Source organism: Streptomyces yunnanensis (assembly GCF_029011865.1).
Classification (GTDB): Bacteria; Actinomycetota; Actinomycetes; order Streptomycetales; family Streptomycetaceae; genus Streptomyces; species Streptomyces yunnanensis.
Window position 1 is genome coordinate 5637739 of record NZ_CP095749.1, and the last position, 21980, is coordinate 5659718.

17 protein-coding genes and 2 pseudogenes are annotated in these 21980 nt (G+C 73.8%); 10 read left to right on the top strand and 9 right to left on the bottom strand.

All coding sequences use genetic code 11. From position 1 onward, the window contains the following. Nucleotides 1–75 precede the first annotated feature (75 nt). Nucleotides 76–663: a hypothetical protein gene (locus MOV08_RS24685; protein ID WP_275308856.1), complete on the top strand. Its 588-nt coding sequence runs from the start codon at nt 76–78 to the stop codon at nt 661–663. A 196-nt stretch (nt 664–859) separates the two neighbouring features. Further along, a complete protein-coding gene (locus MOV08_RS24690) occupies nt 860–2962 on the top strand; it encodes a bifunctional polysaccharide deacetylase/glycosyltransferase family 2 protein (protein ID WP_275308857.1) in 2103 nt (700 codons plus the stop codon). Between the two features lie 48 nt (nt 2963–3010). On the opposite strand, the gene MOV08_RS24695 is transcribed toward MOV08_RS24690, so the two are convergent. After that, nucleotides 3011–6145 carry an ATP-binding protein gene (locus MOV08_RS24695; protein WP_275308858.1) on the bottom strand — a complete coding sequence of 1045 codons (3135 nt, stop codon included), beginning with the start codon at nt 6143–6145 and terminating at the stop codon, nt 3011–3013. A gap of 215 nt (nt 6146–6360) precedes the next feature. On the opposite strand from MOV08_RS24695, the gene MOV08_RS24700 reads away from it, so the two are divergent. Then, nucleotides 6361–7587 carry a cytochrome P450 gene (locus MOV08_RS24700; protein WP_039635645.1) on the top strand — a complete coding sequence of 409 codons (1227 nt, stop codon included), beginning with the start codon at nt 6361–6363 and terminating at the stop codon, nt 7585–7587. A 75-nt stretch (nt 7588–7662) separates the two neighbouring features. Here the strand turns inward: MOV08_RS24700 and MOV08_RS24705 are convergent, their stop codons facing one another. Together MOV08_RS24705 and MOV08_RS24710 are read right to left on the bottom strand one after the other, a co-directional pair. After that, nucleotides 7663–8934 (bottom strand): glycosyltransferase, encoded by a 1272-nt coding sequence (locus MOV08_RS24705; protein ID WP_275308859.1) that lies wholly within the window; start codon nt 8932–8934, stop codon nt 7663–7665. A 15-nt stretch (nt 8935–8949) separates the two neighbouring features. Continuing rightward, entirely contained in the window at nt 8950–9765 is an 816-nt protein-coding gene (locus tag MOV08_RS24710) for a MerR family transcriptional regulator (protein ID WP_275308860.1), read from the bottom strand. 330 nt (nt 9766–10095) lie between these two features. Here MOV08_RS24710 and MOV08_RS24715 point away from each other — a divergent pair, with 330 nt between their 5' ends. Both MOV08_RS24715 and MOV08_RS24720 read left to right on the top strand, forming a co-directional pair. Next, nucleotides 10096–10569 (top strand): hypothetical protein, encoded by a 474-nt coding sequence (locus MOV08_RS24715; protein WP_039635651.1) that lies wholly within the window; start codon nt 10096–10098, stop codon nt 10567–10569. A 96-nt stretch (nt 10570–10665) separates the two neighbouring features. Then, nucleotides 10666–12102 (top strand): ATP-binding protein, encoded by a 1437-nt coding sequence (locus MOV08_RS24720; RefSeq protein ID WP_275308861.1) that lies wholly within the window; start codon nt 10666–10668, stop codon nt 12100–12102. A 38-nt stretch (nt 12103–12140) separates the two neighbouring features. Here the strand turns inward: MOV08_RS24720 and MOV08_RS24725 are convergent, their stop codons facing one another. From MOV08_RS24725 to MOV08_RS24745, 5 genes are all read right to left on the bottom strand, one after another. Then, the gene (locus MOV08_RS24725) at nt 12141–12536 is read right to left on the bottom strand and encodes a GntR family transcriptional regulator (protein ID WP_039635653.1); all 396 of its coding nucleotides are present in this window, start codon (nt 12534–12536) and stop codon (nt 12141–12143) included. A gap of 136 nt (nt 12537–12672) precedes the next feature. After that, nucleotides 12673–13656 carry an ABC transporter permease subunit gene (locus tag MOV08_RS24730; protein ID WP_275308862.1) on the bottom strand — a complete coding sequence of 328 codons (984 nt, stop codon included), beginning with the start codon at nt 13654–13656 and terminating at the stop codon, nt 12673–12675. Beyond that, the gene (locus MOV08_RS24735; RefSeq protein ID WP_275308863.1) at nt 13653–14597 is read right to left on the bottom strand and encodes an ABC transporter ATP-binding protein; all 945 of its coding nucleotides are present in this window, start codon (nt 14595–14597) and stop codon (nt 13653–13655) included. Before MOV08_RS24735 ends, MOV08_RS24730 begins: the two co-directional genes overlap by 4 nt. Nucleotides 14598–14732: 135 nt before the next feature. Continuing rightward, nucleotides 14733–15215, bottom strand: a complete 483-nt coding sequence (locus tag MOV08_RS24740; RefSeq protein WP_275308864.1) for a GNAT family N-acetyltransferase — start codon at nt 15213–15215, stop codon at nt 14733–14735. Between the two features lie 90 nt (nt 15216–15305). Further along, nucleotides 15306–15536 carry a hypothetical protein gene (locus tag MOV08_RS24745; protein WP_275308865.1) on the bottom strand — a complete coding sequence of 77 codons (231 nt, stop codon included), beginning with the start codon at nt 15534–15536 and terminating at the stop codon, nt 15306–15308. Nucleotides 15537–15714: 178 nt separating this feature from the next. Between MOV08_RS24745 and MOV08_RS24750 the strand changes: the two genes are divergently transcribed. Next, nucleotides 15715–16518 carry an exodeoxyribonuclease III gene (locus tag MOV08_RS24750; RefSeq protein WP_039635662.1) on the top strand — a complete coding sequence of 268 codons (804 nt, stop codon included), beginning with the start codon at nt 15715–15717 and terminating at the stop codon, nt 16516–16518. A gap of 399 nt (nt 16519–16917) precedes the next feature. Continuing rightward, nucleotides 16918–17421 (top strand): hypothetical protein, encoded by a 504-nt coding sequence (locus MOV08_RS24755; RefSeq protein WP_275308866.1) that lies wholly within the window; start codon nt 16918–16920, stop codon nt 17419–17421. A 53-nt stretch (nt 17422–17474) separates the two neighbouring features. Here the strand turns inward: MOV08_RS24755 and MOV08_RS24760 are convergent, their stop codons facing one another. Then, nucleotides 17475–18326, bottom strand: a complete 852-nt coding sequence (locus tag MOV08_RS24760; protein WP_420834207.1) for a MerR family transcriptional regulator — start codon at nt 18324–18326, stop codon at nt 17475–17477. 179 nt (nt 18327–18505) lie between these two features. Here MOV08_RS24760 and MOV08_RS24765 point away from each other — a divergent pair. The 3 genes and pseudogenes from MOV08_RS24765 to MOV08_RS24775 all read left to right on the top strand — a co-directional run. Next, nucleotides 18506–20038 (top strand): annotated as a pseudogene (locus MOV08_RS24765) (flavin-containing monooxygenase); the annotation flags it as partial. Between the two features lie 222 nt (nt 20039–20260). Next, a pseudogene (locus MOV08_RS24770) lies at nt 20261–21046 on the top strand (alpha/beta fold hydrolase); the annotation flags it as partial. Continuing rightward, nucleotides 21043–21921: an SDR family oxidoreductase gene (locus MOV08_RS24775; RefSeq protein WP_275308867.1), complete on the top strand. Its 879-nt coding sequence runs from the start codon at nt 21043–21045 to the stop codon at nt 21919–21921. The pseudogene MOV08_RS24770 and the gene MOV08_RS24775, both read left to right, overlap by 4 nt. Nucleotides 21922–21980: the final 59 nt, after the last annotated feature.

Sequence of the window (21980 nt, forward strand, 5' to 3'; positions counted from 1 at the left end):
TATAAATTCGGCCACTAGTGTCCGGATCTTGTGCAGACCATTCCGGAGGGCCAGGCGCCCGCCGGGGACGAAGTGATGCCTGATGCGTCCGCGTCTCCCGATGTTCCCTCTCAGGGGCCTACCGCGGCCGGATCCCCGGCCGAGACCACCGGTGACACGCTGCGGCTGAGTGGCAAAGCGATCCGGCGCCCCACTCCCAAACCCATTTTCGTCGACGCGTCGGGAGGCCGCCGCAGACGGCTGCGCCTCCTGGTGGCCGCGTTGGTGGCTCCGGCGGTGGCGTACGTCGCCCTGCTCGTCAGCACCCTCCTGGGCGGCCCGACCCTGCCGGCGCTGCTGCCGCACCCCATGCGGCCGAAGCCGGGCGCGAGCGCCGTCGCCGCGCACAAGGCGCCCCGGCCCCGGACATCCCCGACGGCCGTGGCCACCGTCCAGCGGCATCGGAGCCCGGGCCGGGTGACGACGGTGTCGAAGGCGGTCGGCGGCGCCTCCGCCAAGGTGAAGTCGCGCTCGACGGCGAAACCGTCGCCGAGCCCGAAACCGTCCCCGGGCCCGAAGCGGTCCCCGAGCCCCAAGCCGTCCCCGCACCCCAAGCCGTCCCCGCACCCGAAGCAGACCCCGACCGCGCCGCCCCCCTTCCTGCCCACCCACGGCACGCCCTGACACGCCTGACGATCCGTCAGGAACCGCTCGGCCCCCGGGCCGCGCCCGCAGCGCCCCACCGACTCCTCGTGGCGCCGCGCGGCCCTTCCTCGGCACCTCCCCGGCCGGCCGACCCGTTCCAGAACTCGTCACCCATCCAGAAATCACCGATGTGACCACTTCTCCACAGCGTGGCCGTACCGCCCGCGAAACGCCGGTGCGCACCCATTGGGTGCTGCTGGTGACCATGGTGCTGACCCTCACCCTCACGCTGCTCATCGAGGGCTACACGCAGCACATGTTCGGCTTCCAGGACGACGGCGGGAACCCTCCGCAGGGTCCCGTCGACCAGGTGCCGACCTCGGTCGAGAACGGCGGCCCGGTGATCTCGGCAGGCGGAGCCAAACCGGTCTCGCTCACGCCGCCCGCGCACACCGTGGTGCTCAGCTTCGACGACGGCCCGGACCCGACCTGGACCCCCAAGGTCCTGGCGACGCTGGAACGGCACCACGTGCCCGCGACCTTCTTCCTCGTGGGCACCGGCGTGACCGCACAACCCGACCTGGTCGCGCGGATGGCGAAGGACCACGACGAACTCGGCCTGCACAGCTTCACCCACCCCTATCTGCCCAGCCTGCCCGGCTGGCAGCGCACGATGGAGATGCGCGAGGACCAGCTCGCCGTGGCCGGCGCCGCGGGTGTCACCAGCAACCTCTTCCGCCCGCCGTACTCGTCCGGCGCCGACGCGGTGGGCAACGCCGACTGGGCCACGATGCGACAGCTCGGCAAGCTGGGCTACCTGACCGTGCTGGTCACCCAGGACAGCGAGGACTGGCAGAAGCCGGGCGTGAAGACGATCGTCCGGAACGCCACTCCGCCCGGGGCCACCGGGCAGGTGCTCCTCTTCCACGACGCGGGCGGTGACCGCGCACAGACCGTGGCCGCGCTGGACACACTGATCCCGCGCCTGAAGGCGCGCGGCTACCGCTTCCAGACGGTCAGCCAGGCATTCCACCTCGCCGACGCCAACCTCCCGTCCTCCACCGGCGAGCACCTGCTCGGCGTCGGGCTGCTGTGGCTGCTCAAGGGGGCGGTCTGGGGTCTCGACGCACTCGACATGCTGCTGCTCGTCGCCGGACTGCTGGGCATCCTGCGCGCGGTGATCTCCATGATCGCCGCGGCCAGGCACCGGCGGGAGGCCAGGAAGGAGTGGGGAGCGCCGGTCACCGAACCGGTGTCGGTGATCGTGCCGGCCTACAACGAGTCGGCCGGTATCGAGGCGACCGTCCGGTCCCTGGTCGCCTCCGACCACCCGGTCGAGATCATCGTCGTGGACGACGGCTCCAGCGACGGCACCGCCGACATCGTCGAGGCGCTCGGCCTGCCGGGCGTACGGGTGATCCGCCAGCGGAACGCGGGCAAGCCCGCCGCGCTCAACACGGGGATCGCCGCCGCCTCGCACGAGATCGTGGTGATGATGGACGGCGACACGGTCTTCGAGCCGGACGCGGTCCGCCATCTGGTGCAGCCGTTCTCCGACCCAGGGGTCGGAGCGGTTTCCGGCAACGCCAAGGTCGTCAACCGGCGCGGTCTGCTGGGCCGTTGGCAGCACATCGAGTACGTCGTCGGCTTCAACCTGGACCGGCGGCTCTTCGACCTGGCCCGGTGCATGCCCACGGTGCCGGGCGCGATCGGCGCCTGGCGCCGGGCCGCGCTGGTGCGCGTCGGCGGTGTCTCCGAGGCGACGCTCGCCGAGGACACCGATCTCACCATGGCGATCTGGCGCGACGGTTGGCGCGTGGTCTACGAGGAGAAGGCCATCGCCTGGACCGAGGCTCCCGCTTCCCTCGGCGCCCTGTGGCGGCAGCGCTACCGCTGGTGCTACGGGACCCTGCAGGCGATGTGGAAGCACCGCGGCGCCGCCCGCCAGAGCGGGGCAGCCGGCACGTTCGGCCGTCGCGGGCTGCTCTTCCTGCTGCTCTTCCAGGTGCTGCTGCCGTTGCTGGCACCCTTGGTCGACGTGCTGAGCGTGTACGGGCTGCTCTTCCTCGATCCCGTCCACGTACTGCTGCTGTGGTGCTCGTTCCTGCTCGTCCAGGTCGTCACCGGCGTCTATGCGTTCCGGCTCGACGGCGAACGGCTCGGACCGCTGTGGAGCCTGCCGTTCCAGCAGTTCGTCTACCGCCAGCTGATGTACCTCGTGGTGGTCCAGTCGGTGGCCACGGCCCTGTCCGGCAGCCGCCTGCGCTGGCAGCGCATGGAGCGCTACGGCTCCCACCAGGAACCGCCGCTGTCACCGGCGTCGGGGACGCGGGGCTGACGGGGCCCCTTCGCACGGTGCGGTGCCGTGGCGTGCCGTCGGGCGAGGTCAGCCGGGGAGCGTGCGGGCGGCCAGGTCGCGCCAGTCGGCCCGGGTGCCTTCCTGTGCCGCCCCGGTGAACCGGGCGGCGCCGAGGTGCTGCCGTGCGGCCCGTTCGATGCGGGCCACATCCGGTTGGGAGCGGTCCGGCAGACCGCGCACGCGGGCGCTCGCCGCCAGCAGCCGCGCGGCCTGCTCGTACTGCTCGTCGCGCAGCGCCAGATCCGCGGTTCCGACGAGCGCCCGGGCGATCAGGGGCGCGTGCCCCGCCTCGGACGCCGCCCGGAAGGCCGCGATGCGGTGCGTGCGGGCCTCGTCGTGGTCCGTGGCGAGGTAGCCGAGGAGGTCCTGGAGTATCGCGCGGACGATCGCGCGCCCGGCGTCCTCGCCCAACATCGCCGTGGCGAGGTCGAGTTGGCGGTGCGCCTGCGCGGCGTCGCCGTTCCAGCGTGCGAGCTCCGCCTTCGCCAGGGCCAGCTCGGCCAGTACGTTCGGCCAGGCGGCGCGTTCCGCGTACCGCTCCGCCTCGGCCATCGCGGCCGCGCTCGACTCCGCATCGCCCAACAGCCAGTACAACTGGGCCTGTAGCGACCGCATCCGTGCGGCGTCCTCGATGGCACCGACCTCGGTGACGACCGCGACGGCCTGTTCGTAGTGGGCGCACGCGCCGGCGAAATCGCCGCGGACGGCGAGGCGTTCCGCCAGTTCGGTCTGGGCGAACGCGATTCCCCACCGCTCACCGAGCGCGCGGAACTCGGTGAGCGCGGTCTGAAGATGGGCGTCGGCGTCCCGGCCGGCGTGGCCGAGCATGATCCGCGTCTTGCCGAGGTGCAGCCGGGCCATGGCGCACACCCAGGGGTCCTCGTGGGCGAGCAGCGGTTCGAGCGCCGGCAGGAACGCGTCCGGCGCGTGCAGCATGCGTTCCAGGGGGACGACGAACTCCAGCGCCGGGTGCCGGCTCCGCACCCCCCGGCTGACCGCGTAGGCCCGGTGGATCCACTCGGCCGCGCGGTACTGGTCGCTCTGCTGCCCGGAGGTCACGAACTGTACGACGAAGGCGTACACGAGGGCCCGGACCTCGTCGGGCACCTCGCCGGGCAGGGCGACCGCCGCCATGATCAGCTCGTTGCCCTCGGCCTTGTGCCCGCCGAGCCACCAGTACCAGCCGGCGGCGGCGGCGAGCCGCATCGCCCCGTCCGCGTCGCCGGCCGCGAGCGCACCGCGCATCGCGGCGCCGATGTTGTCGTGCTCGGCCGTGAGCGCGGCAAGCCATTCCAACTGGCCGGCGCGGCGCAGGTGCGGCTCCGCGACGGCGGCGAGTGCGGTGAAGCACGCGAGGTGCGCACGGCGGGTCGGATCCGCTTCCCCCGCCTCCGCGAGGCGCTGCTCGGCGTACTCCTTGACCGTGCCGAGCATCCGGTAGCGGGGCGCCCGGTCGCCCTCGGCGAGCACCAGGGATTTCTCGGTCAGCGCGGTCAGCAGATCGAGCACCTGACCCGTCCCGACCGCGCCGCCCGCGCAGACCCGCTCGGCCGCTTCCAGGCTCGCGCCCCCGGAGAACACCGAGAGCCTGCGCAGCACCGTCCGTTCGGCGTCGGTGAGCAGTTCCCAGCTCCAGTCGATCACCGCGCGCAGTGTCCGGTGCCGTGGTAGCGCGGTGCGGCTGCCGCCGGTCAGCAGGCGGAACCGGTCGTCGAGCCGATGGGCGAGCTGGTCGAGGGAGAGGGTGCGCGACCTGGCCGCGGCGAGTTCGATCGCCAGCGGCATGCCGTCCAGCGCCCGGCAGATCCGCGCCATGGTCGACAGGGTGCGGGCGTCCGCCACGAGGTCCTTGCGCACCGCGCTGGCCCGGCTCCGCAGCAGCCGGACGGCCGGGGAGGACGCGATCTCGTCGGGGTCGGCGTCCTTGGCGGGGAGGGCCAACGGCGCGACCGGCCACAGTGCCTCGCCGATGATGCCGAGGGGTTCCCGGCTCGTCGCGAGGATCCGCAGCCGCCGGCACTCCCCGAGCATCCGGTGGGCGAACGCCGCCGCGGACTCGATCATGTGCTCGCAGTTGTCCAGGATCAGCAGCATCGCCCGGTCGCGGGCCGCGGCGACGGCCCGGTCCGTGGGGTCCGCGTCCGGCGGTGCCTCGCCGAGCAGCGCGTCCCGCAGGCCGAGCGCGGCGAGCGCCGCGTGCGCCACGTCGCCGTCCGCGGCGACGGTCGCCAGCTCCACCAGCCAGGCCCCGTCCGGCAGGTCGTCGAGCAGGGTGCGCGCGGTTTCCGTGGCGAGTCTGGTCTTTCCCGAGCCGCCCGGCCCGATCAGGGTGGTGAGCCGGTGCTCGGCGGTGAGTTCGCGGACCGCGGCGACATCGGCGTCCTTGCCGACGAAGCTGGTCAGCTCGGCGCGCACATTGGTCCTGCGGTGCTCCGCAGGGCGGCCCAACTCGCCCCGCAGCAGCGCGACATGGACGGCGGACAGCTCCGGGGAGGGGCCGACGCCGAGCGTGTGGGCCAGGGTTTCCCTGGTGCGCTGGTACACGAGCAGCGCCTCGGTGTCGCGACCGGTCGCGACGAGGGCCCGCATCAACGCGGCGACCAGCCGTTCCCGGACCGGATGTGCGGCCACCAGGTCGGTCAGTTCCGTGACCAGTTCCCTGCCGCGGCCGAGGTCGATCTCCGCGTCGAACCGATCCTCCATGGCCGTCAGGCGCAGCCCGTCGAGCCGGGTGACGGCCGCGTCGAACGCCGCGCTGTCCTGCAGACCGACGTCCTGCAGGGCCGCACCGCGCCACAGTGCGAGGGCCTCGCGCAGCCGCCGCGGATCGTCGTCGTCGCGGGCCCGGCCGACGAGGCGTTCGAACCGCAGGGCGTCGACGGCGTCGGGTGCCACCAACAGCCGGTAGCCGTTCGGCCGCCCCTCGACGGACTTCTCCGGCAGTGCCTTCCGCAGCCGGGAAACCAGGCGCTGCAAGGCGTTTGTCGCGTCGGCGGGCGGGCGCTCACCCCAGATCCAGTCGATGAGCGTCGCCTTCGGGACGAGGTGGCCTGCTTCGAGCGCGAGGGCGATCAGCAGCCCGCGCAGCCGGGCGCCGGGCACGTCGGTGAGGACGCCGTCCGCCGTGCGCACCTCGAAGGGCCCCAGTATCCCGATCTGCACCCGGCTGATTTTGCCATGGGCCAGGGGCGCGCCCCCGGCGGTTCGACGCGGCGGAGACCGTTGCCGGGCAAGGGTTTTCGGGACGCCGGCCCGGGGCACGATCCGCTGCCGGGAGACGGGCCGTCCCCGGGCGCGGTCGGTGTCAGAGCCGTGTCAGCGGGGTGTCAGGGGCGTCGGCGATCGTGACCGCACGAGCTGCCACGAAAGGACATCCGATGAGCGAAACGGTTCGCATCCCGCACGGCCTCCCCACGGAGCGCGATGCGGGCCCCTTCGACCCGCCCCGCGACCTCACCCGGCTGCGCGAAGGCCGCCCGGTCAGTCCCCTGGTCTTCCCCGACGGCCACGAGGGCTGGCTGGTCACCGGCTACGACGCGGTCCGCCAGCTCATGGCCGACACCCGCTTCAGCTCCCGCCAGGACATCGGGGTGCTGCACCTGCCGTACGAGACCCCCGGCATGCCCGCCATGACCGAACCGTCCCCGCAGGTGCCGGGCCTGTTCGTCGCCATGGACCCGCCGGACCACACCCGGCTGCGGCGCAAGCTCACCGGCGCCTTCACCGTCCGGCGCATGAAGCAACTCGAAGCGCACATCGGCGACATCGTCGAGCGGCAGCTGGACGAGATGGCGCGGCACGCCCCGCCGGTCGACTTGGTCAAGGAGTTCGCGCTGCCGGTGCCCTCGCTGGTGATCTGCGAACTGCTCGGCGTCCCCTACGAGGACCGCGAGACCTTCCAGGCCAACTCCGCCCAGATCCTGGTCAAGGACCAGTCGCTCGACGAGAAGATGGCCGCGTACGACGCGCTGACCACGTACCTCGCCCAACTGGTCACCCGCAAGCGGGCCGAGCCCGGCGAGGACATCCTGTCCGACCTGGCCCGCGACGACGACCTCGCCGTCGAGGAACTGGTCGGCATCGCCTTCCTGCTGCTGCTCGCGGGCCACGAGACCACCGCCAACATGCTGGCACTGGGCACCTTCGCGCTCCTGGAGCACCCCGAGCAGCTGGCCGCACTGCGCGCCGAACCGGAGCTGCTGCCCGACGCCGTCGAGGAACTCCTGCGCCACCTGTCCGTCGCCGACATCTTCTACCGCTACGCCACGGAGGACATCGAGCTCGCCGGCGAGACCATCGGCAGGGGATCGACCGTCGTCGTCGCGTTGTCGGCCGCCAACCGCGACCCCCGGCGCTTCGACGACCCCGACACCCTGGACGTCCACCGCAGGGCCCGCGGTCATCTCTCCTTCGGGCACGGCGTCCACCAGTGCCTCGGCCAGCAGCTGGCCCGGGTCGAGATGCGTGCCGGGTTCGGCGGCCTGCTGCGCCGCTTCCCGACCCTCGAACTCGCCGTCCCCGCCGGCGAGGTGAAACTCAGGACCGACATGAGCATCTACGGCGTCCACGCGCTGCCGGTCACCTGGACGGAGCCGGCCCGGTAGAGCCGTCGGCCGCGCGCTGAAGCCCCCGCCGGGGCCGTCCGGCGGGGGCTTTCCCGTGTGCGGGTGGGGCGAGGGTCAGTGCGCGAGGCGGTCGAGGGCGGCCAGGGCGGCGGTGGCGCCGTCCTCGGCGGCGAGGTGTCCGGCGGCGGCCCGGGCCCGGGTGCGCAGGGCCGGGGCGGTGGTGGCCTCGGTGAGGGCGGCGGCGAGGCGGGCCACCGCGTCGTCGAGGGAGAGCTTCGTGGCGAGGGCGGGGAAGGGGAGGGCGGCGGTGGCGGCGCCCAGGGCGGCCAGGCGGGCGGCCCAGAAGGGCTGGTCGGCGGTGAACGGGACCGGGACCGACGGGACGCCGGCGCGCAGCGCCGCGGCCGAGGTGCCGGCGCCGCAGTGGTGCACGGCGGCCGCGACGCGCGGGAAGAGGAGGGCGTGCGGGACCGCGGTGGGGACGGTGAGGATGTCGTCGCCCGGGGCGTCGGCGGCGGTCAGGGCGGCGTTGCCGGACAGCAGGACGCCGCGGAGGCCGGCGCGGCGCAGGGCACGGACGGCGAGGGCGCTCAGCCGCTCGGCGTCGTCGGCGGCCATGCTGCCGAAGCCGAGGGAGACCGGCGGCGGGCCGGCGGCGAGGAAGTCCTCCAGGGCGGGCGGGAGTTGGGCGTCCGGGGCGTGGTGGGGCCACCAGTAACCGGTGACGTCCAGGCCGGGGCGCCAGTCGGCGGGACGGGGTACCACCAGTTCGCTGAAGCCGTGCAGGACGGGCCAGTTGGCGGCCTCGACGCGGCGGCGGACCGTCGCCGGGGTGGCCGGCGGCAGGCCCAGCCGGGTGCGCAGGGCGCGGGCGGCGCCGGTGTAGAGGCGGTCGACGACGCGGACGGAGAAGCGGCCGGCGGTGCGGTTGCCCCAACCTCCCAGCTGCCGGCCGCCGCTGACGACGGGGGAGAAGGCGCGGGTCGGCGCGGTGGGCACGAGGTAGGCGCCGACGGACGGGATGTCCAGCGCCTCGGCGAGGTGCCAGCCGAGCGGGGCCGTGGTGGTGGTCAGCAGGAGCAGCTCGGTGTCCGGGGCGACGGCGTCGGCCATGCCGGTGCCGAGCTGTTCGACGAAGGCGGCGGCGCGGCGCATCAGGGCGCGGCGGCCGGTGGGGGTGCCGGCGGTGTCCGGCTCCCCGGGGCCGGCGGCGCGGGGGTCGGCGGGGAGGCTGCGGAAGTCCAGGCCGGCGGCGCGGACCAGCGGGGCGTGGCCGTCGTGGGTGGCGAGGGCGACCTGGTGGCCGGCGGCCCGGAGGCGGGCGCCGAGGCCGGTGTACGGGGCGATGTCGCCGTAGGAGCCGGCGGCGGCGATGAGGATGTTCATGGGATCGGCCTCGGGTCAGGGGCGGTGGTGCCGGTCGTCCGGCTCGGTGGCGGGTGCCGGGGGCGACTGGCGGACCGCGTTGGCGTGGACGGCGGTGCGCAGGTAAGGGGCGAGGCCCGGGCGCTGTTCGGTGGGCGGGACGAGCAGGGCGAAGGCGCGCGGATCGGCGGCGAAGTCGTCGGCGATCCGGCCGTGCATGTCGGTGGGGCAGGGCGTGAACCACCGGGTGAGGTGGCGGCGGTGCTCCTCGGCGAGGTCCATGGCGCGCTCGCCGTCGGCCGGCTCGCCGGCGTCGAAGGCGGCGGTCAGTCGGGCCCGCCAGTCGGCGGCCTCGGCCATGATCTGCGCCCAGTCGTCCTTGGAGTGCGTGGCGGCCCGGGCCATCGAGCGGCGGTAGCCGTCGCTGTTGCGCCACCTGCGCTCCGCGTCGGTGGCGTAGGTCAGGTCGAAGGCGATCTCGCCGAAGACCTCGAAGCGCTCCTGAGGGGTCAGCCGGACGCCGGTCTGCTGGACCTCCATGGCCTGCTCGGCGACCTCGACCAGGCGCCGCAGCCGGTTGATCTCCTCGGTGAGGCGGCGGTGCCGGGCACGGAGCTGGTCGAGGGCGTTGGCTTGAGGGTCCGCCAGGATCGTGGCGATCTCGTCGAGCGGGAAGCCGAGCTCCCGGTAGAAGAGGATCTGCTGGAGCCGGGCGAGGTCGGCGTCGCTGTAGAGGCGGTAGCCGGCGGGGCTGCGGTCGCTGGGGCGGAGCAGGCCGGTCCTGTCGTAGTGGTGCAGGGTGCGGACGGTGACCCCGGCGAAGGCGGAGACCTGGCCTACCGGGTATCCCATGGGAGCGCGCCTTTCGGTGGTGGCGGGTGGGTGCGAGGGCGGGTGGGGCGTGGTGCGCGGCGGACCGGCGCCGGGCGGCGTGTGCCGCTGGTCAAGGGTGGGGCCTGACGTGACGTGAGGGTCAAGGGCGGGCGGTGCGGCGGCGATGGCGATCATGGGCACGCGTCGGATTGCGGGCGACCCCGTTACATTTGTCGGGAAACAGGTATTCGCTCTTGTGTGCGCATCCTGTACATCCTTGTGCACACAGGGCACATCTGCTGCGCTGGGTGCAACCGTTGCACCTGGTGAGCCAGCCGTCCGCCCGTCCGCCCGCAGCCCGAGGAATCCGTGAGCGCAGCGAACACCACCGCCCGAGCCGCCTGGGGCGCCGGTGCCGTGCTGCTCGCGGCGCTGCTCGCCGTGGTGCTCGGCGGGTGCGGCGGGCCGGCGCCGCTGCTGCGGGACGAGGGCCCGGCGGTCGCGCCGACCACCCGCACCGGGCCGGTCTACGTGGCGGACACCGTCGGGCGCCCGCTGCAGCGCCCGGCCGCCCTCCCGCTCGGCGACTCCGCGCGGCTGATCGGGCTGCGCTGGGAGTCGTGGGGCGGCCCGACCGCGGTGGCCGGCGGCAGGCTCGTCGGCGACTGGTGCGCGCCGGAGTGCGTCCGCACGCCCTACCGCGTGAAGGTCACGCTGAGCGGGCTGCAGCGGCAGGAAGGGTTCGCGTACTACTCCAGCGCCGGTGTGGTCGCGCCCGAGGTGCACGGCGAGAAGGCCGCCGAGCTGGGGCGGGTGAGTCTGCACCTTCCCGACGTCCAGTAGTCCGGCCGCCCCGGGTGCCGGGGCGCGGGGCTGTCCGGGACGGAGTGCACATGCCGGGGACGAGTCGAGCGACGAGAGGAACGGAGAGGGGAACGGATGGGGCTGCGCGCCAAGATCGGTATCGCGATCTCCGCCACCGCGGCGGTGGTCGCGGTCCTCGTCGGCGTGCTCGTCCACCACCACACCGTCAACGCCCAGCTCGACCTCGCCGGGCACAGCCTCTCCGGCCGGCTCCAGACCACCGTCCAGGACCGGGCGGCCGGGGTCGACACCGGGCGGGGGATGATCAATCCGAAGGACCTGCCGGGCCCGCTGAAGGCGCTGGTCGAGCGCGGCCGACGGGGCGTCTATCTGGAGCAGGGCGGCCGCACGCCGTATCTGTGGGCGGCGACCAAGGTGGGCCCGGACATCGTCGCGCTGAAACGCGCCTACGACCGGGAGCAGCGGACCGTCGAGGCGCTGGACCGGATCCTGTGGGTGGCCGGGGTCGCCGGCACGGCGCTGGGCTGCGTGGTCGGGCTGCTGGTCGCGCACCGGCTCGGGCGGCGGCTGACCGCCTCGGCGGCGACCGCCCAGCGGATCGCCGAGGGCGATCTGGGCGCCCGTCTGCCGCGGACCGGGAACGACGAGATCGCGCAGCTCACCGCGGCGGTGAACACCATGGCGGAGACCCTGGCCGGGCGGCTGCGGGCGGAGCGCGACGTCACCGCGAACATCGCCCACGAACTGCGGACCCCGGTCGCCGGGCTGGTCGCCGCCGCCGGGCTGCTGCCGTCGTCCCGGCCCGCCGCGATGGTCCGGGAGCGGGCCGAGCGGGTGCGCGGGCTGATGGAGGACGTGCTGGAGGTGGCCCGGCTGGACGCCCGCGCGGAGGAGGCGGACCGGGAGGTGCGGCCGCTGGGGGAGCTGGTGCGGCGCGCGGTCGTGGCGTCCGGGCAGCCGGGCGGGCCCGGGAGCGGGCCGGCCGGCGCGGACCGGCTGCCCGGCGACCCGCGGCCGGTGGACGGGGCGATACGGGTGCGGGTGCTGGCGGACGGGCTGGTGGAGACCGATCCGCGGCGGGTCGAGCGGATCCTGGTCAATCTGATCAGCAACGCCCGACGGCACGGCGCGGCGCCGGTGACCGTGGAGGTCGAGGGCGGGGTCATACGGGTGCGGGACACCGGGCCCGGCTTCCCGGCGGCGCTGCTGGCGCACGGCCCGCAGCGGTTCCGGACCAGCGGCGGCCCGGGCGGGTCGGGGCTGGGCCTGGGGCTCACCATCGCCGCGGGGCAGGCGCGGGTGCTGGGGGCCGGGCTGTGCTTCGCCAATCCGCCCGGGGGCGGGGCGCAGGCCACCGTCGACCTGCGGGGGGCACTGTGCCCGAACGGGGCCGATGGGCACGATGCGCCGGAGGGGATGGACGGTTCCGCTGGGACGGAGGGTCCCGCTGGGGCGGACGGTCCTGGTGAGGTGGACGGTCCCGCTGGGGCGGACGGCGTGCACGGGCCGCGAGACGGTGCGGGGGAGACCGGGGGCCAGGGCGGGCGGTGAGCCGGCGCGGCCCGCCGCCGCCCCGGACCCGGCGCGACTCACCCCTCCGAAAAGCGGTCCTCCAGGACGGAGTTCAACAGCGCCCGGACGTCCTCGCGGTCCAGGCCCTCGGCCCGGGCGCGGTCCATCCAGGCGCGCAGCTCCTCGCGCAGGACGGCGTCGGCGGCCGAGTCGGGGCGGGCCAGGGTGCGGCTGACGAACGTGCCGAGGCCGGGCCGCGGCTCGACCAGGCCCTCGCGCTCCAGCTCGCGGTACGCCTTGAGCGTGGTGTTCGGGTTGACCTTGGTGCTGGCGGCGACCTGCGCGGCGGTCGGCAGCCGGTCGCCCTCCACCAGGATGCCCAGCCGCAGCGCCTGCTGGACCTGCTGGACGATCTGGAGGTAGGTGGCGACGCCGCTGCGGCGGTCGATCCGGAATTCGACGGCGCTCACCACCTCTCTGCCTCTGTGCGCGGTGCTTGGCTGCCGGCGGGGCCGGCCGGTGTGCCGGGGCCGCGCCGGCCGACCGCTCGATGATCGGGCCGGCCGCGGCGGGTGTCAAAGCGCCTCCCGGTCGGCGCCGGGCGCCCGTTCAGAGCGGCCGCCTGCGGGCCCGCCACACCACGAACGCCAGCACCAGGGCGGTCAGCGCCAGCAGCCCGGCCGTGCCGAGCCACTGCATTCCGGCCATCTGGTCGTAGGAGAAGTACTCGGTGACGCGGTGGACGATGCCCAGTTCGGCCCGGCAGGCGTCGGGGTGGGCGTCGTGGACGCAGGTGCCGAAGCCGAAGAGCCGGCCGTCGGCGGTGGCCACCCAGTCGTCGATCCGGACCGCGTCGGAGGCCAGGTCCGGGCCGTTGCCGTCGTACGGGTAGGTGACGCTGCGCGCCGTGCCCAGCAGCGGCCGCACCTTCTCGCCCCAGACCAGGCTGACCGCCGCCGCGGTGAAGGCGGTGACCAGCATCGCCGGCACCACCCGCTTGATCAGCTTTCCGAGGACGATGCCGACGGCGGTGAGGAAGAGGGTCTTGGCGACCAGGACCGGGCCGGTGACGTCGAACGGGCCGCTGCTGAGCCAGTCGCCCCCCACGACCAGGGAGTGGGCGGGCGTCCAGAGCCACTGGAAGACCACCGACAGCAGGGTGGTGCACACCACCACGACCGTCAGCGGCAGGGCGAGCGTGGCGGCGAGCCACCGCCCGCGGCCCACGGACTGGGTGGTGACCAGCCGGAGGGTGCCGCGCTCCAACTCGGCGGAGATCAGCGGGGCGCCCAGGAACACCGCGACGATCACCGGCACCATCTGGAGGAACTGGATGTCGCTGCTGAACGCCGAGCCGAACCGGCTCCGGAAGTCGTCCTGGAGGGCCTCGGTGCCGGTGTCCTTGCCGCCGAGGAAGTCCACCAGCCCGATCCGCTGGTACGAGAAGAGCGCGCAGGCGGCGAGGGTGACCAGGATGCCGGTGAGCAGCGCGGCGCGGTGCCGGCGCCAGACCAGCCAGAGGGTGCCGCGCAGCGGTCCGGAGGCGGTGCCGCTGCCCGTTCCGGCCTCGTGGGTCGTGGTGGCGGTGCTCATGCCGCGGTCTCCTTCCGGGCCTCGTCCATGATCAGGGCGGGTGCGTCGGGGGAGCGCATGCAGGCCAGCAGGATCTCCTCCAGGCTCGGCGTCATGGCGTCCCAGGGTGCGTCGGGGGCGGCCTCCGGGCGGTCGGCGAGCGGTCCGTCGGTCCGGATCATCGCGCTGAACTGCCGCCCGCTGACCCGGGATTCGACGAGGGTGTGCCGCTCGGCCAGCTCCCTGGGGACCCGGCCGTCGACCGCCCGCCCGGTGACCAGGGTGTGCGCGGGCACCAGTGCGTCGGTCGGGCCGGCCATCCGCAGCCGGCCGCCGGCCAGGACGAGGAGGTGGTCGCACATCTCCTCCACCTCGGACAGCATGTGGGACGACATCAGGACGGTGGTGCCGTGCTCGGCGGCCTCGGCCAGCAGCAGCCCGGACAGCTCGTCCCGGGCCAGCGGGTCCAGGTCGGACATCGGCTCGTCGAGCAGCAGCAGCTCGGGGCGCTTGCCGAAGGCGAGCGCGAAGGCGACGCGGGTGCGCTGGCCGCCGGAGAGGGTGCCGACCCGGGCGGCCAGCGGCACGTCGCCGGAGCGGACGATGCGCTCGGCCAGCGCCTGGTCCCAGCGCGGGTTCAGCTCGCGGCCGAGCCGGAGCGTCTCGGCGACCGTGAAGCGCGGATAGAGCGGCTTGTCCTGGGCGAGGTAGGCGACGCGGGTCAGCACGGTGGGGTCGTCGACCGGGACGCCGCCCAGCTTCAGCGTGCCGGTGGACGGCTGGATCAGGCGGGCCGCGATGCCCAGGAAGGTGCTCTTGCCTGCGCCGTTGGGGCCGACCATCGCGCAGACACGTCCGGCGGGGAGCCGGAAGGAACATTCCTGGAGCGCCCACCGTCGGCGGTACCGCTTCCACAGGTTGTCGGCCTCGATCGCCCAGGGGCCCGGGGTCGAGTCGCGCACGCTGCATCCCCCCTTTAGCTAGTTAATTAGTGGAATGAGTATGGAGAGAGGCCAGGGACCTGTCAAAGCGGGAAGGGGTGACGGCGGCCCGCGGGGGCCGGTGAAGGGGGTTCCGCGATCGGGTCTACGGCCGGGCTACTCGGCCCCGACCAGCGGCTTTCCCATGCAGCGGCTGGAATCGTAGGTCCGGTAGAAGCCGAACTTCTCGACCATCGCATAGCCGCTGGAGGCGTAGAGGGAGAGCGCCTCGGGCTGCTCGGTGCCGGTCTCCAGCACCATCCGGGTGCGGCCCGCGGCCAGGGCGTCCGCTTCGAGCGTGGCCAGGATCCGCCGGGCCAGCCCGCGGCCGCGGGCGTGCGGCACCACGAACATCCGCTTGATCTCGGCGTCGCCGGTGGCGTACCCCTCGGCGGTGTCCTCCTGGACCCGCCAGCCGCCGGTGGCCAACGGCACGCCGTCCTCGTAGGCGATCAGGTACAGCCCCAGCGGCGGGACGAACATCTCCGGTTCCAGCCGCGTCAGATCGCCGTCGCCGTAACGCCGGGCGTACTCCTGCTGGACCTCTTCGTCGAGCCGGACCGCGTCGGGGTGGTCGTAGCGGACGGGGCGTATCTCCATTTCAGGAAGCGTACGGAAGCGGTGGGTCGAACGGGAGGGTGGGGCGGCCCCGACGGGACTGGAGAGGTGCCGCCCCCGGTCGGACGCCCTTCACTTGCCGACGCTGTTGTGGCACCCCAGGTTGGGAAGCAGGCCGGTGACCTGGGCGCCGCTGCCGACCCCGACCTCGCCGAGGGCGTCGACGGGGATGACCTGCGTGAGGCACAAACTGGACTGCTTGACCCCGAGCAGGCCGCTGTCGGCGTGGGAGGTGCCGGTGGCGAGGAGGCCGACGCCGCCCAGGATGGCGGCGGCCGTGGCGGCCTTGCGAAGCGTGTGCATGTCATCTCCAAGAGGGTGCGGTGATGCGCTCTGAAGCCCGGTGACTTCATAGAGTGACGAAAGGCTAATCGGAGGGGTCCCGTGATCGCCCGGTGACGCGCCGACGCGCCCGGACCCCCGCCCGTCTCGCCGCAAGCGCGGTGGGCCCGGCCGGCGGATGCCGGGTTAGGGTGCCGGGATGCTGACCGTGACCTCTGTGAACGTGAACGGGCTGCGGGCCGCGGCCAAGAAGGGCTTCGTGCCGTGGCTGGCCGGGACCGACGCCGATGTGCTGTGCCTCCAGGAGGTGCGGGCCGAGACCGCCCAGCTGCCGGCCGAGGTGCGGGAGCCGGCCGGCTGGCACGTCGTGCACGCGCCGGCCGCCGCCAAGGGCCGGGCCGGCGTCTCGCTCTACACCCGGCGCGAGCCGGAGCGGGTGCGGGTCGGCTTCGGGTCGGCGGAGTTCGACGACAGCGGGCGGTACGTGGAGGCCGATCTCCCCGGCGTGACGGTGGCCAGCCTCTATCTGCCGTCCGGTGAGGTGGGCACCGAGCGGCAGGACGAGAAGGAACGGTTCATGGCGGAGTTCCTGCCGTACCTCGTCGGGCTGCGCGAGCGGGCCGCGGCGGACGGCCGCGAGGTGGTCGTCTGCGGCGACTGGAACATCGCCCACCAGGAGGCCGACCTGAAGAACTGGAAGGCCAACCAGAAGAAGTCCGGCTTCCTGCCGGAGGAGCGGGACTGGCTGTCCGCCGTGCTGGACGAGGCCCGGGGCGGCTACGTGGACGTCGTGCGCGGACTGCACCCCGACACCGAGGGGCCGTACTCGTGGTGGTCCTACCGCGGGCGGGCCTTCGACAACGACGCGGGCTGGCGGATCGACTACCACCTGGCCACCGCCGGGCTGGCGGCCCGCGCCGTCAAGGCGTACGTGGAGCGGGCGGCGGCGTACGACCAGCGCTGGAGCGACCATGCGCCGGTGACGGTGGCGTACGAGGTGTAGTGGGCGGGTGCCCCACCGAGGTGAGCGCGGGGCGATCGGCGGGTTCATCTGGTTGCGGGGCCGACGGAGGCGTGGTTCGCGAAGCGGAGCGGCCGCGCATTGCAGTCACCGCATTGCGTGACCTCCGTCAAGCCTGACCGTTACCTCGGTGTGACCATCGAAAAGTACGCTACTGCCCCTTTTGTGGCCGCCGTCATCCTGGCCGCCAGCGCGGGAATGGCTTCCTCCGCATCCGCGGATGCCGGCCCCAAGGCCCCGAACCTCAGGATGCATACCGCGCCTTCAACGCCCTACGGCACGGTCCTCAGCCGCATCGGCGTCAACGAACGTCGGTCCCCCAACACCGACTCCGCCATCACCGGAGGTCTCGGATACGGCGCTCTGGTCGGCTTGCGCTGCATGACCAAAGCCCAGGAAGTCGAAGGCAACAGGTTCTGGTTCCGACTCCGTGACCGGCATGCGTGGGTCCCGGCCCGGTACGTCAAGATCACCGGACACGCCGAGTGGTGCCGGGAGGCGGACGGCGGCACCTCCAGCAAGGGCGAGGCGGGCGACGCCTACGGCAAGGGCGCCGAGGACGCCTACGGCAAGGGCGCGGAGGACGCCTACGGCAGGGGTGCGGAAGACGCCTCCGGCAAGGGCGAGGCGGACGGCGGTACCTCCAGCAAGGGCGAGGCGGGCGACGCCTCCAGCAAGGGCGCCGAGGACGCTTCCGGCAAGGGCGCGGAAGACGCCTTCGGCAAGGGCGCTGACGCCACCTCAGGCAAGGGGGCTGACGCCACCTCCAGCAAGGGCGCCGACGGTACCTCCGGCAAAGCCGCTGACGGCACCTCCGTCAAGCGTGCCCCCGGCAGGCAGGCTTCAGGCGATGAGTCGGAGGTCGCCTACCGAGGGGGACCGTGATCATGAGTGCAACCGGTTAGCCGCCCTGCTGTGCCTGCTGCGCGGCCCTGCGTCTACTCCGGCCGTTCCGGGTGTGGTGCCGGCTTCGGGCCGGTGTTCCGGTCGCCGCCCAGCAGGCTCTCCAGTTCCGCGCGGATGCGGCGGTCCATGGCCATCGAGAGCTCCGCCTCGACGACGCCCTTGGCGAGCGGGCGGAGGCTCTCGACGGCCTCGGTGGCCCGGGGGAGGTCCCGGAGCGTGGGGACGAGGTGGCTGCGTATGAGGGTGGTGAAGAGGTCGGCGAGGGCGTCGGCGTGGGCGCGGACCCTGCCGCCGGCCTCCAGCACCGCGGCGAGCGGGATGCCCTGGGCGATGAGGTTGGTGGAGGCGTCCAGCAGGCGGCGGCTGATGTGCACGAACTCGTCGCCGTCCACGGCCAGATAGCCCAGGGCGAGCGAGGCCGTGAGGTTCTCCGGGGTGACCTCGCCGCTGAAGTGGTCGGCCAGCTCCTCGGGGGTGAGGCGGACCGGGGTCTCCTCGGACCAGGGGGTCAGCAGCGGGCTGGGGAGGCCGAGGAGTTCGCCGACGTCGCGGCCGGTCTCGAAGGCGGTGAGCAGCTCGGCGATCCCGCCGAGGGTGTGGCCGCGCTCCAGGAGAGCGGCGATGGTGCGCAGGCGGGCGAGGTGGTGCTCGTCGTACCAGGCGATCCGGCCCTCCCGGCGGGGCGGCGGGAGGAGCTTGCGCTCGCGGTAGAAGCGCAGGGTACGGACGGTGATGCCGGCCTCCCGGGCCAGGTCGGCCATGCGGAACTCGCGTTCCTTCAGGGGGCCTTCGGAGGGCGTGGCGGTGCTGCCCCCTCGCTCGGCGCGGGTGCTCGCGGGCCGGGGGTGGTCCTGTGGGCTCGGTGCTGCTGCCTGGTCTGCCACGGGGTCAGCCTATGCGGGGCGGCGAGAGGGGCGTCCCGTATGACCGAAGGTAACTTCCCGTCGCCCGACCCCTACCGCTCGGTACGCAACTGCCCTACGCTCCAACCGTGCCAATCGTGCCAGTGATTGCTGGCATGGTTTGGGGGCGGTGAAGCATCGACTCGGGAGGTGGCGGCGGCATGGCCGACGACGGGCAGCGGCATGTGCGGGTGGCGGTGATCGGATCGGGGTTCGGCGGCCTGGGAGCCGCCATACGGCTGCGGCGTGCGGGGATCACCGACTTCGTGATCCTGGAGCGGGCGGACGCGGTGGGCGGGACCTGGCGGGACAACAGTTATCCGGGGTGCGCCTGCGACGTGCCCTCGCACCTGTACTCGTTCTCGTTCGCCCCCAATCCGCAGTGGCCGCGCAACTTCAGCGGGCAGCCGCACATCCGGGCGTACCTGGAGCGGGTGACGGACACCTTCGGGCTGCGGCCGCACCTCCGCTTCAACTCCGAGGTGGGCGCGATGCGTTGGAACGGCGAGGAGCTGCGGTGGGAGATCGACACCGCCGCGGGGTCGCTCACCGCCGACGTGGTGGTGTCGGCCACCGGGCCGCTCTCCGACCCGCAGATCCCCGACATCCCGGGGCTGGCGGACTTCCCCGGCAAGGTCTTCCACTCGGCGCGCTGGGACCACGACTACGACCTGCGGGGCAAGCGGGTCGCCATGGTGGGCACCGGGGCCTCGGCGATCCAGATCGTGCCGGCGATCCAGCCGGAGGTCGAGCGGCTGACGGTGTTCCAGCGGACGCCGCCGTGGGTGATGCCGCGGGCCGACCGGCGGATCACCGGGGCGGAGCGGTGGCTGCACACCAAGGTGCCGGCCACCCGCCAGCTGCGCCGCCAACTCCTGTGGGGTATACGGGAGTTGCAGGTCGGCGCGTTCACCAAGCGGCCGGGCGAACTGGGGCTGATCGAGTCCCTCGCCACGTCGCACATGCGCAAGGCGATCAAGGACCCGGCGCTGCAGGCCCGGCTGACGCCCGACTACCGCATCGGCTGCAAGCGGATCCTGCTGTCCAACGCCTGGTACCCGGCGCTGGCCCGGCCCAACGTGGACGTGGTGACCTCCGGGCTGCGCGAGATCCGCGGCAACGTCCTGGTCGCGACGGACGGCAGCGAGGCCGAGGTGGACGCCGTCATCTTCGGGACCGGCTTCCACGTCACGGACATGCCGATCGCGCAGCGGGTCACCGGGGCGCGCGGCACCACCCTGGCGGAGGAGTGGAAGGACGGCATGGCGGCGCTGCGCGGCAGCAGCGCGGCCGGCTTCCCCAACTTCCTCACCATCATCGGGCCCAACACCGGCCTGGGGAACAGCTCGATGATCCTGATGATCGAGGCGCAGCTGAACTACCTCGTCGACTTCATGCGCCAGTTGGACGTCCTCGGCGACCGGATCGCGCTGGACGCGCGGCAGTCCGCGGTCGACGGATGGACCCGCACCATCCAGGAGCGGATGCAGCGCACGGTGTGGAACACCGGCGGCTGCGACAGCTGGTACCTGGACGCCGGCGGGCGGAACACCACCGCCTGGCCGGGCACCACCTCGGAGTTCCGCCGGGCGACCCGGCAGGTGGACCTCGCCGAGTACCGGGTGATCCGACCGGCGCAACGGCAACCGGACGACGAGCCGACCCCCGCCGTCGGCGGCCGGGCGACCGCCGAGGAGGTGGTGGGGGTACCTCCCAGCGTTAGCTGGGGGAGCATGAAGCGGCCGGCACACGCCACCCGGGGCCGCTACGCCCCGCCGGTGCCCCGAAGGACGCTGGACGTCACCTCCGCCGACGGGTCGCGGCTGTACGCCGAGGTCCACGGGCCCGAGGGCGCCCCGGCGGTGGTCCTGTCGCACGGCTGGACCTGCTCGACCGCGTTCTGGGCGCCGGTCGTCCGGGAGCTGGCCGACACCCACAAGGTGGTGGTCTACGACCAGCGGGGGCACGGGCGCAGCCCGGCCGTCCCGCCCGCCGGCCACAGCACCCGCGCGCTCGCCGACGACCTGGTCGCCGTCCTGGAACAGAGCCTGGCCCCCGGTGAGCGGGCCGTCGTCGGCGGGCACTCCATGGGCGGGATGACGATCATGGCCGCCGCCGAGCGGCCCGAGCTGCGCGCCCGGGCCGCGGCCGCCCTGCTGTGCAGCACCGGCTGCGCCGACCTGGCCGCCGAGTCCCGGGTGTTCCCGCTGCCCTCCCCCGGCGGTCGCCGCCTGGCGCACCGGCTGCTGCTGGGCTCGCGCGCCCCGCTCGGCCCGGTCTCCCCGGTCGCCAGGTGGGCCCTGCGCTACGCCACGATGGGCGGCGGGTCGAGCGCCGAGCAGATCGAGGCGTGCGCGCGGATCGTGCACGCCTGCCCGACCGACGTCCGGGCCCGCTGGGGCATGGTGCTCTACCACCTCCAACTCACCCGCGGGGTCAGCCGGTTGGAGGTGCCGACCGCGGTCCTGGCGGGCACCGCGGACCGGCTCACCCCGTTCGTGCACGCCCGGCGGCTGGCCTCCGTCCTCCCGCGGTGCGAAGGGCTGACCGAGCTGCCCGGGCTCGGCCACATGACCCCCGTCGAGGCCCCCGACGCGGTCGCCGGGCGGCTGCGGGAACTCGTCCGCGACCATCTGGCCACCGCCCCGTCCTCCCGGGACGAGCGGCCGGCGGGGCGGCAGAAGAAGGAGAAGGCGGCATGAACGGAAGCAAGCTCGACGGGCAGGTCGTGGTCGTCACCGGCGCGGCGCGCGGGGTCGGGGCGCTGCTGGCGCGCAAGCTCTCGGCGCGCGGGGCGACCCTGGCGCTGATCGGTCTGGAACCCGACGAACTGCGCGAGGTCGCGGCCTCGTTGCACGGCCCGGCCCACCACTGGCACGCCGACGTCACCGACCACGAGTCGATGGCCCGGGTGGCGAAGGAGGTCAAGCTCCGTTTCGGGAAGGTCGATGTGGTGGTCGCCAACGCCGGGGTGGCGACCGGCGGTCCGCTGCTGGACTCCGACCCGGTGGCCTGGCGGCGGGTCATCGAGGTCAACCTGATCGGCGGCGCGGTCACCGGGCGGGCGTTCCTGCCGGTGCTGATGGAATCCCGCGGCTACTTCCTGCAGATCGCCTCGCTCGCGGCGATCACGCCGGCGCCGATGATGAGCGCGTACTGCGCCTCCAAGTCGGGCGTGGAGGCGTTCGCGCACAGCCTGCGCGCCGAGGTCGGCTACAAGGGCGTCCGGGTCGGCGTCGGGTACCTGAGCTGGACCGACACCGACATGGTGCGCGGTGCCGACCGGGAGGACCTGATGCGGGAGTTGCGCGCCCGGCTGCCCTGGCCGGCCAACAAGACCTATCCGCTGGGCCCGGCGGTGGACCGGCTGGTGGCCGGCATCGAGCGCCGCTCCGCGCACGTCTACGCGCAGTGGTGGCTGCGCGGGATGCAGTCGGTGCGCGGCTGTCTGCCGTCGCTCATCGGGACGGTGGGGCAGCGCGAGATGCGGCGGTTCGAGGGCCGGCTCGACGGGTTCCGGCCCGGGCTGGTCGGCGCGGGCGGCGAGGCGGACGAGAAGGCCCGGCTGAGCGGGTAGCGGGGCCGGGGGCGGGGTGGGACCGGGCCCGGGAGCCGGCCACGGAGAGTGCCCGATTA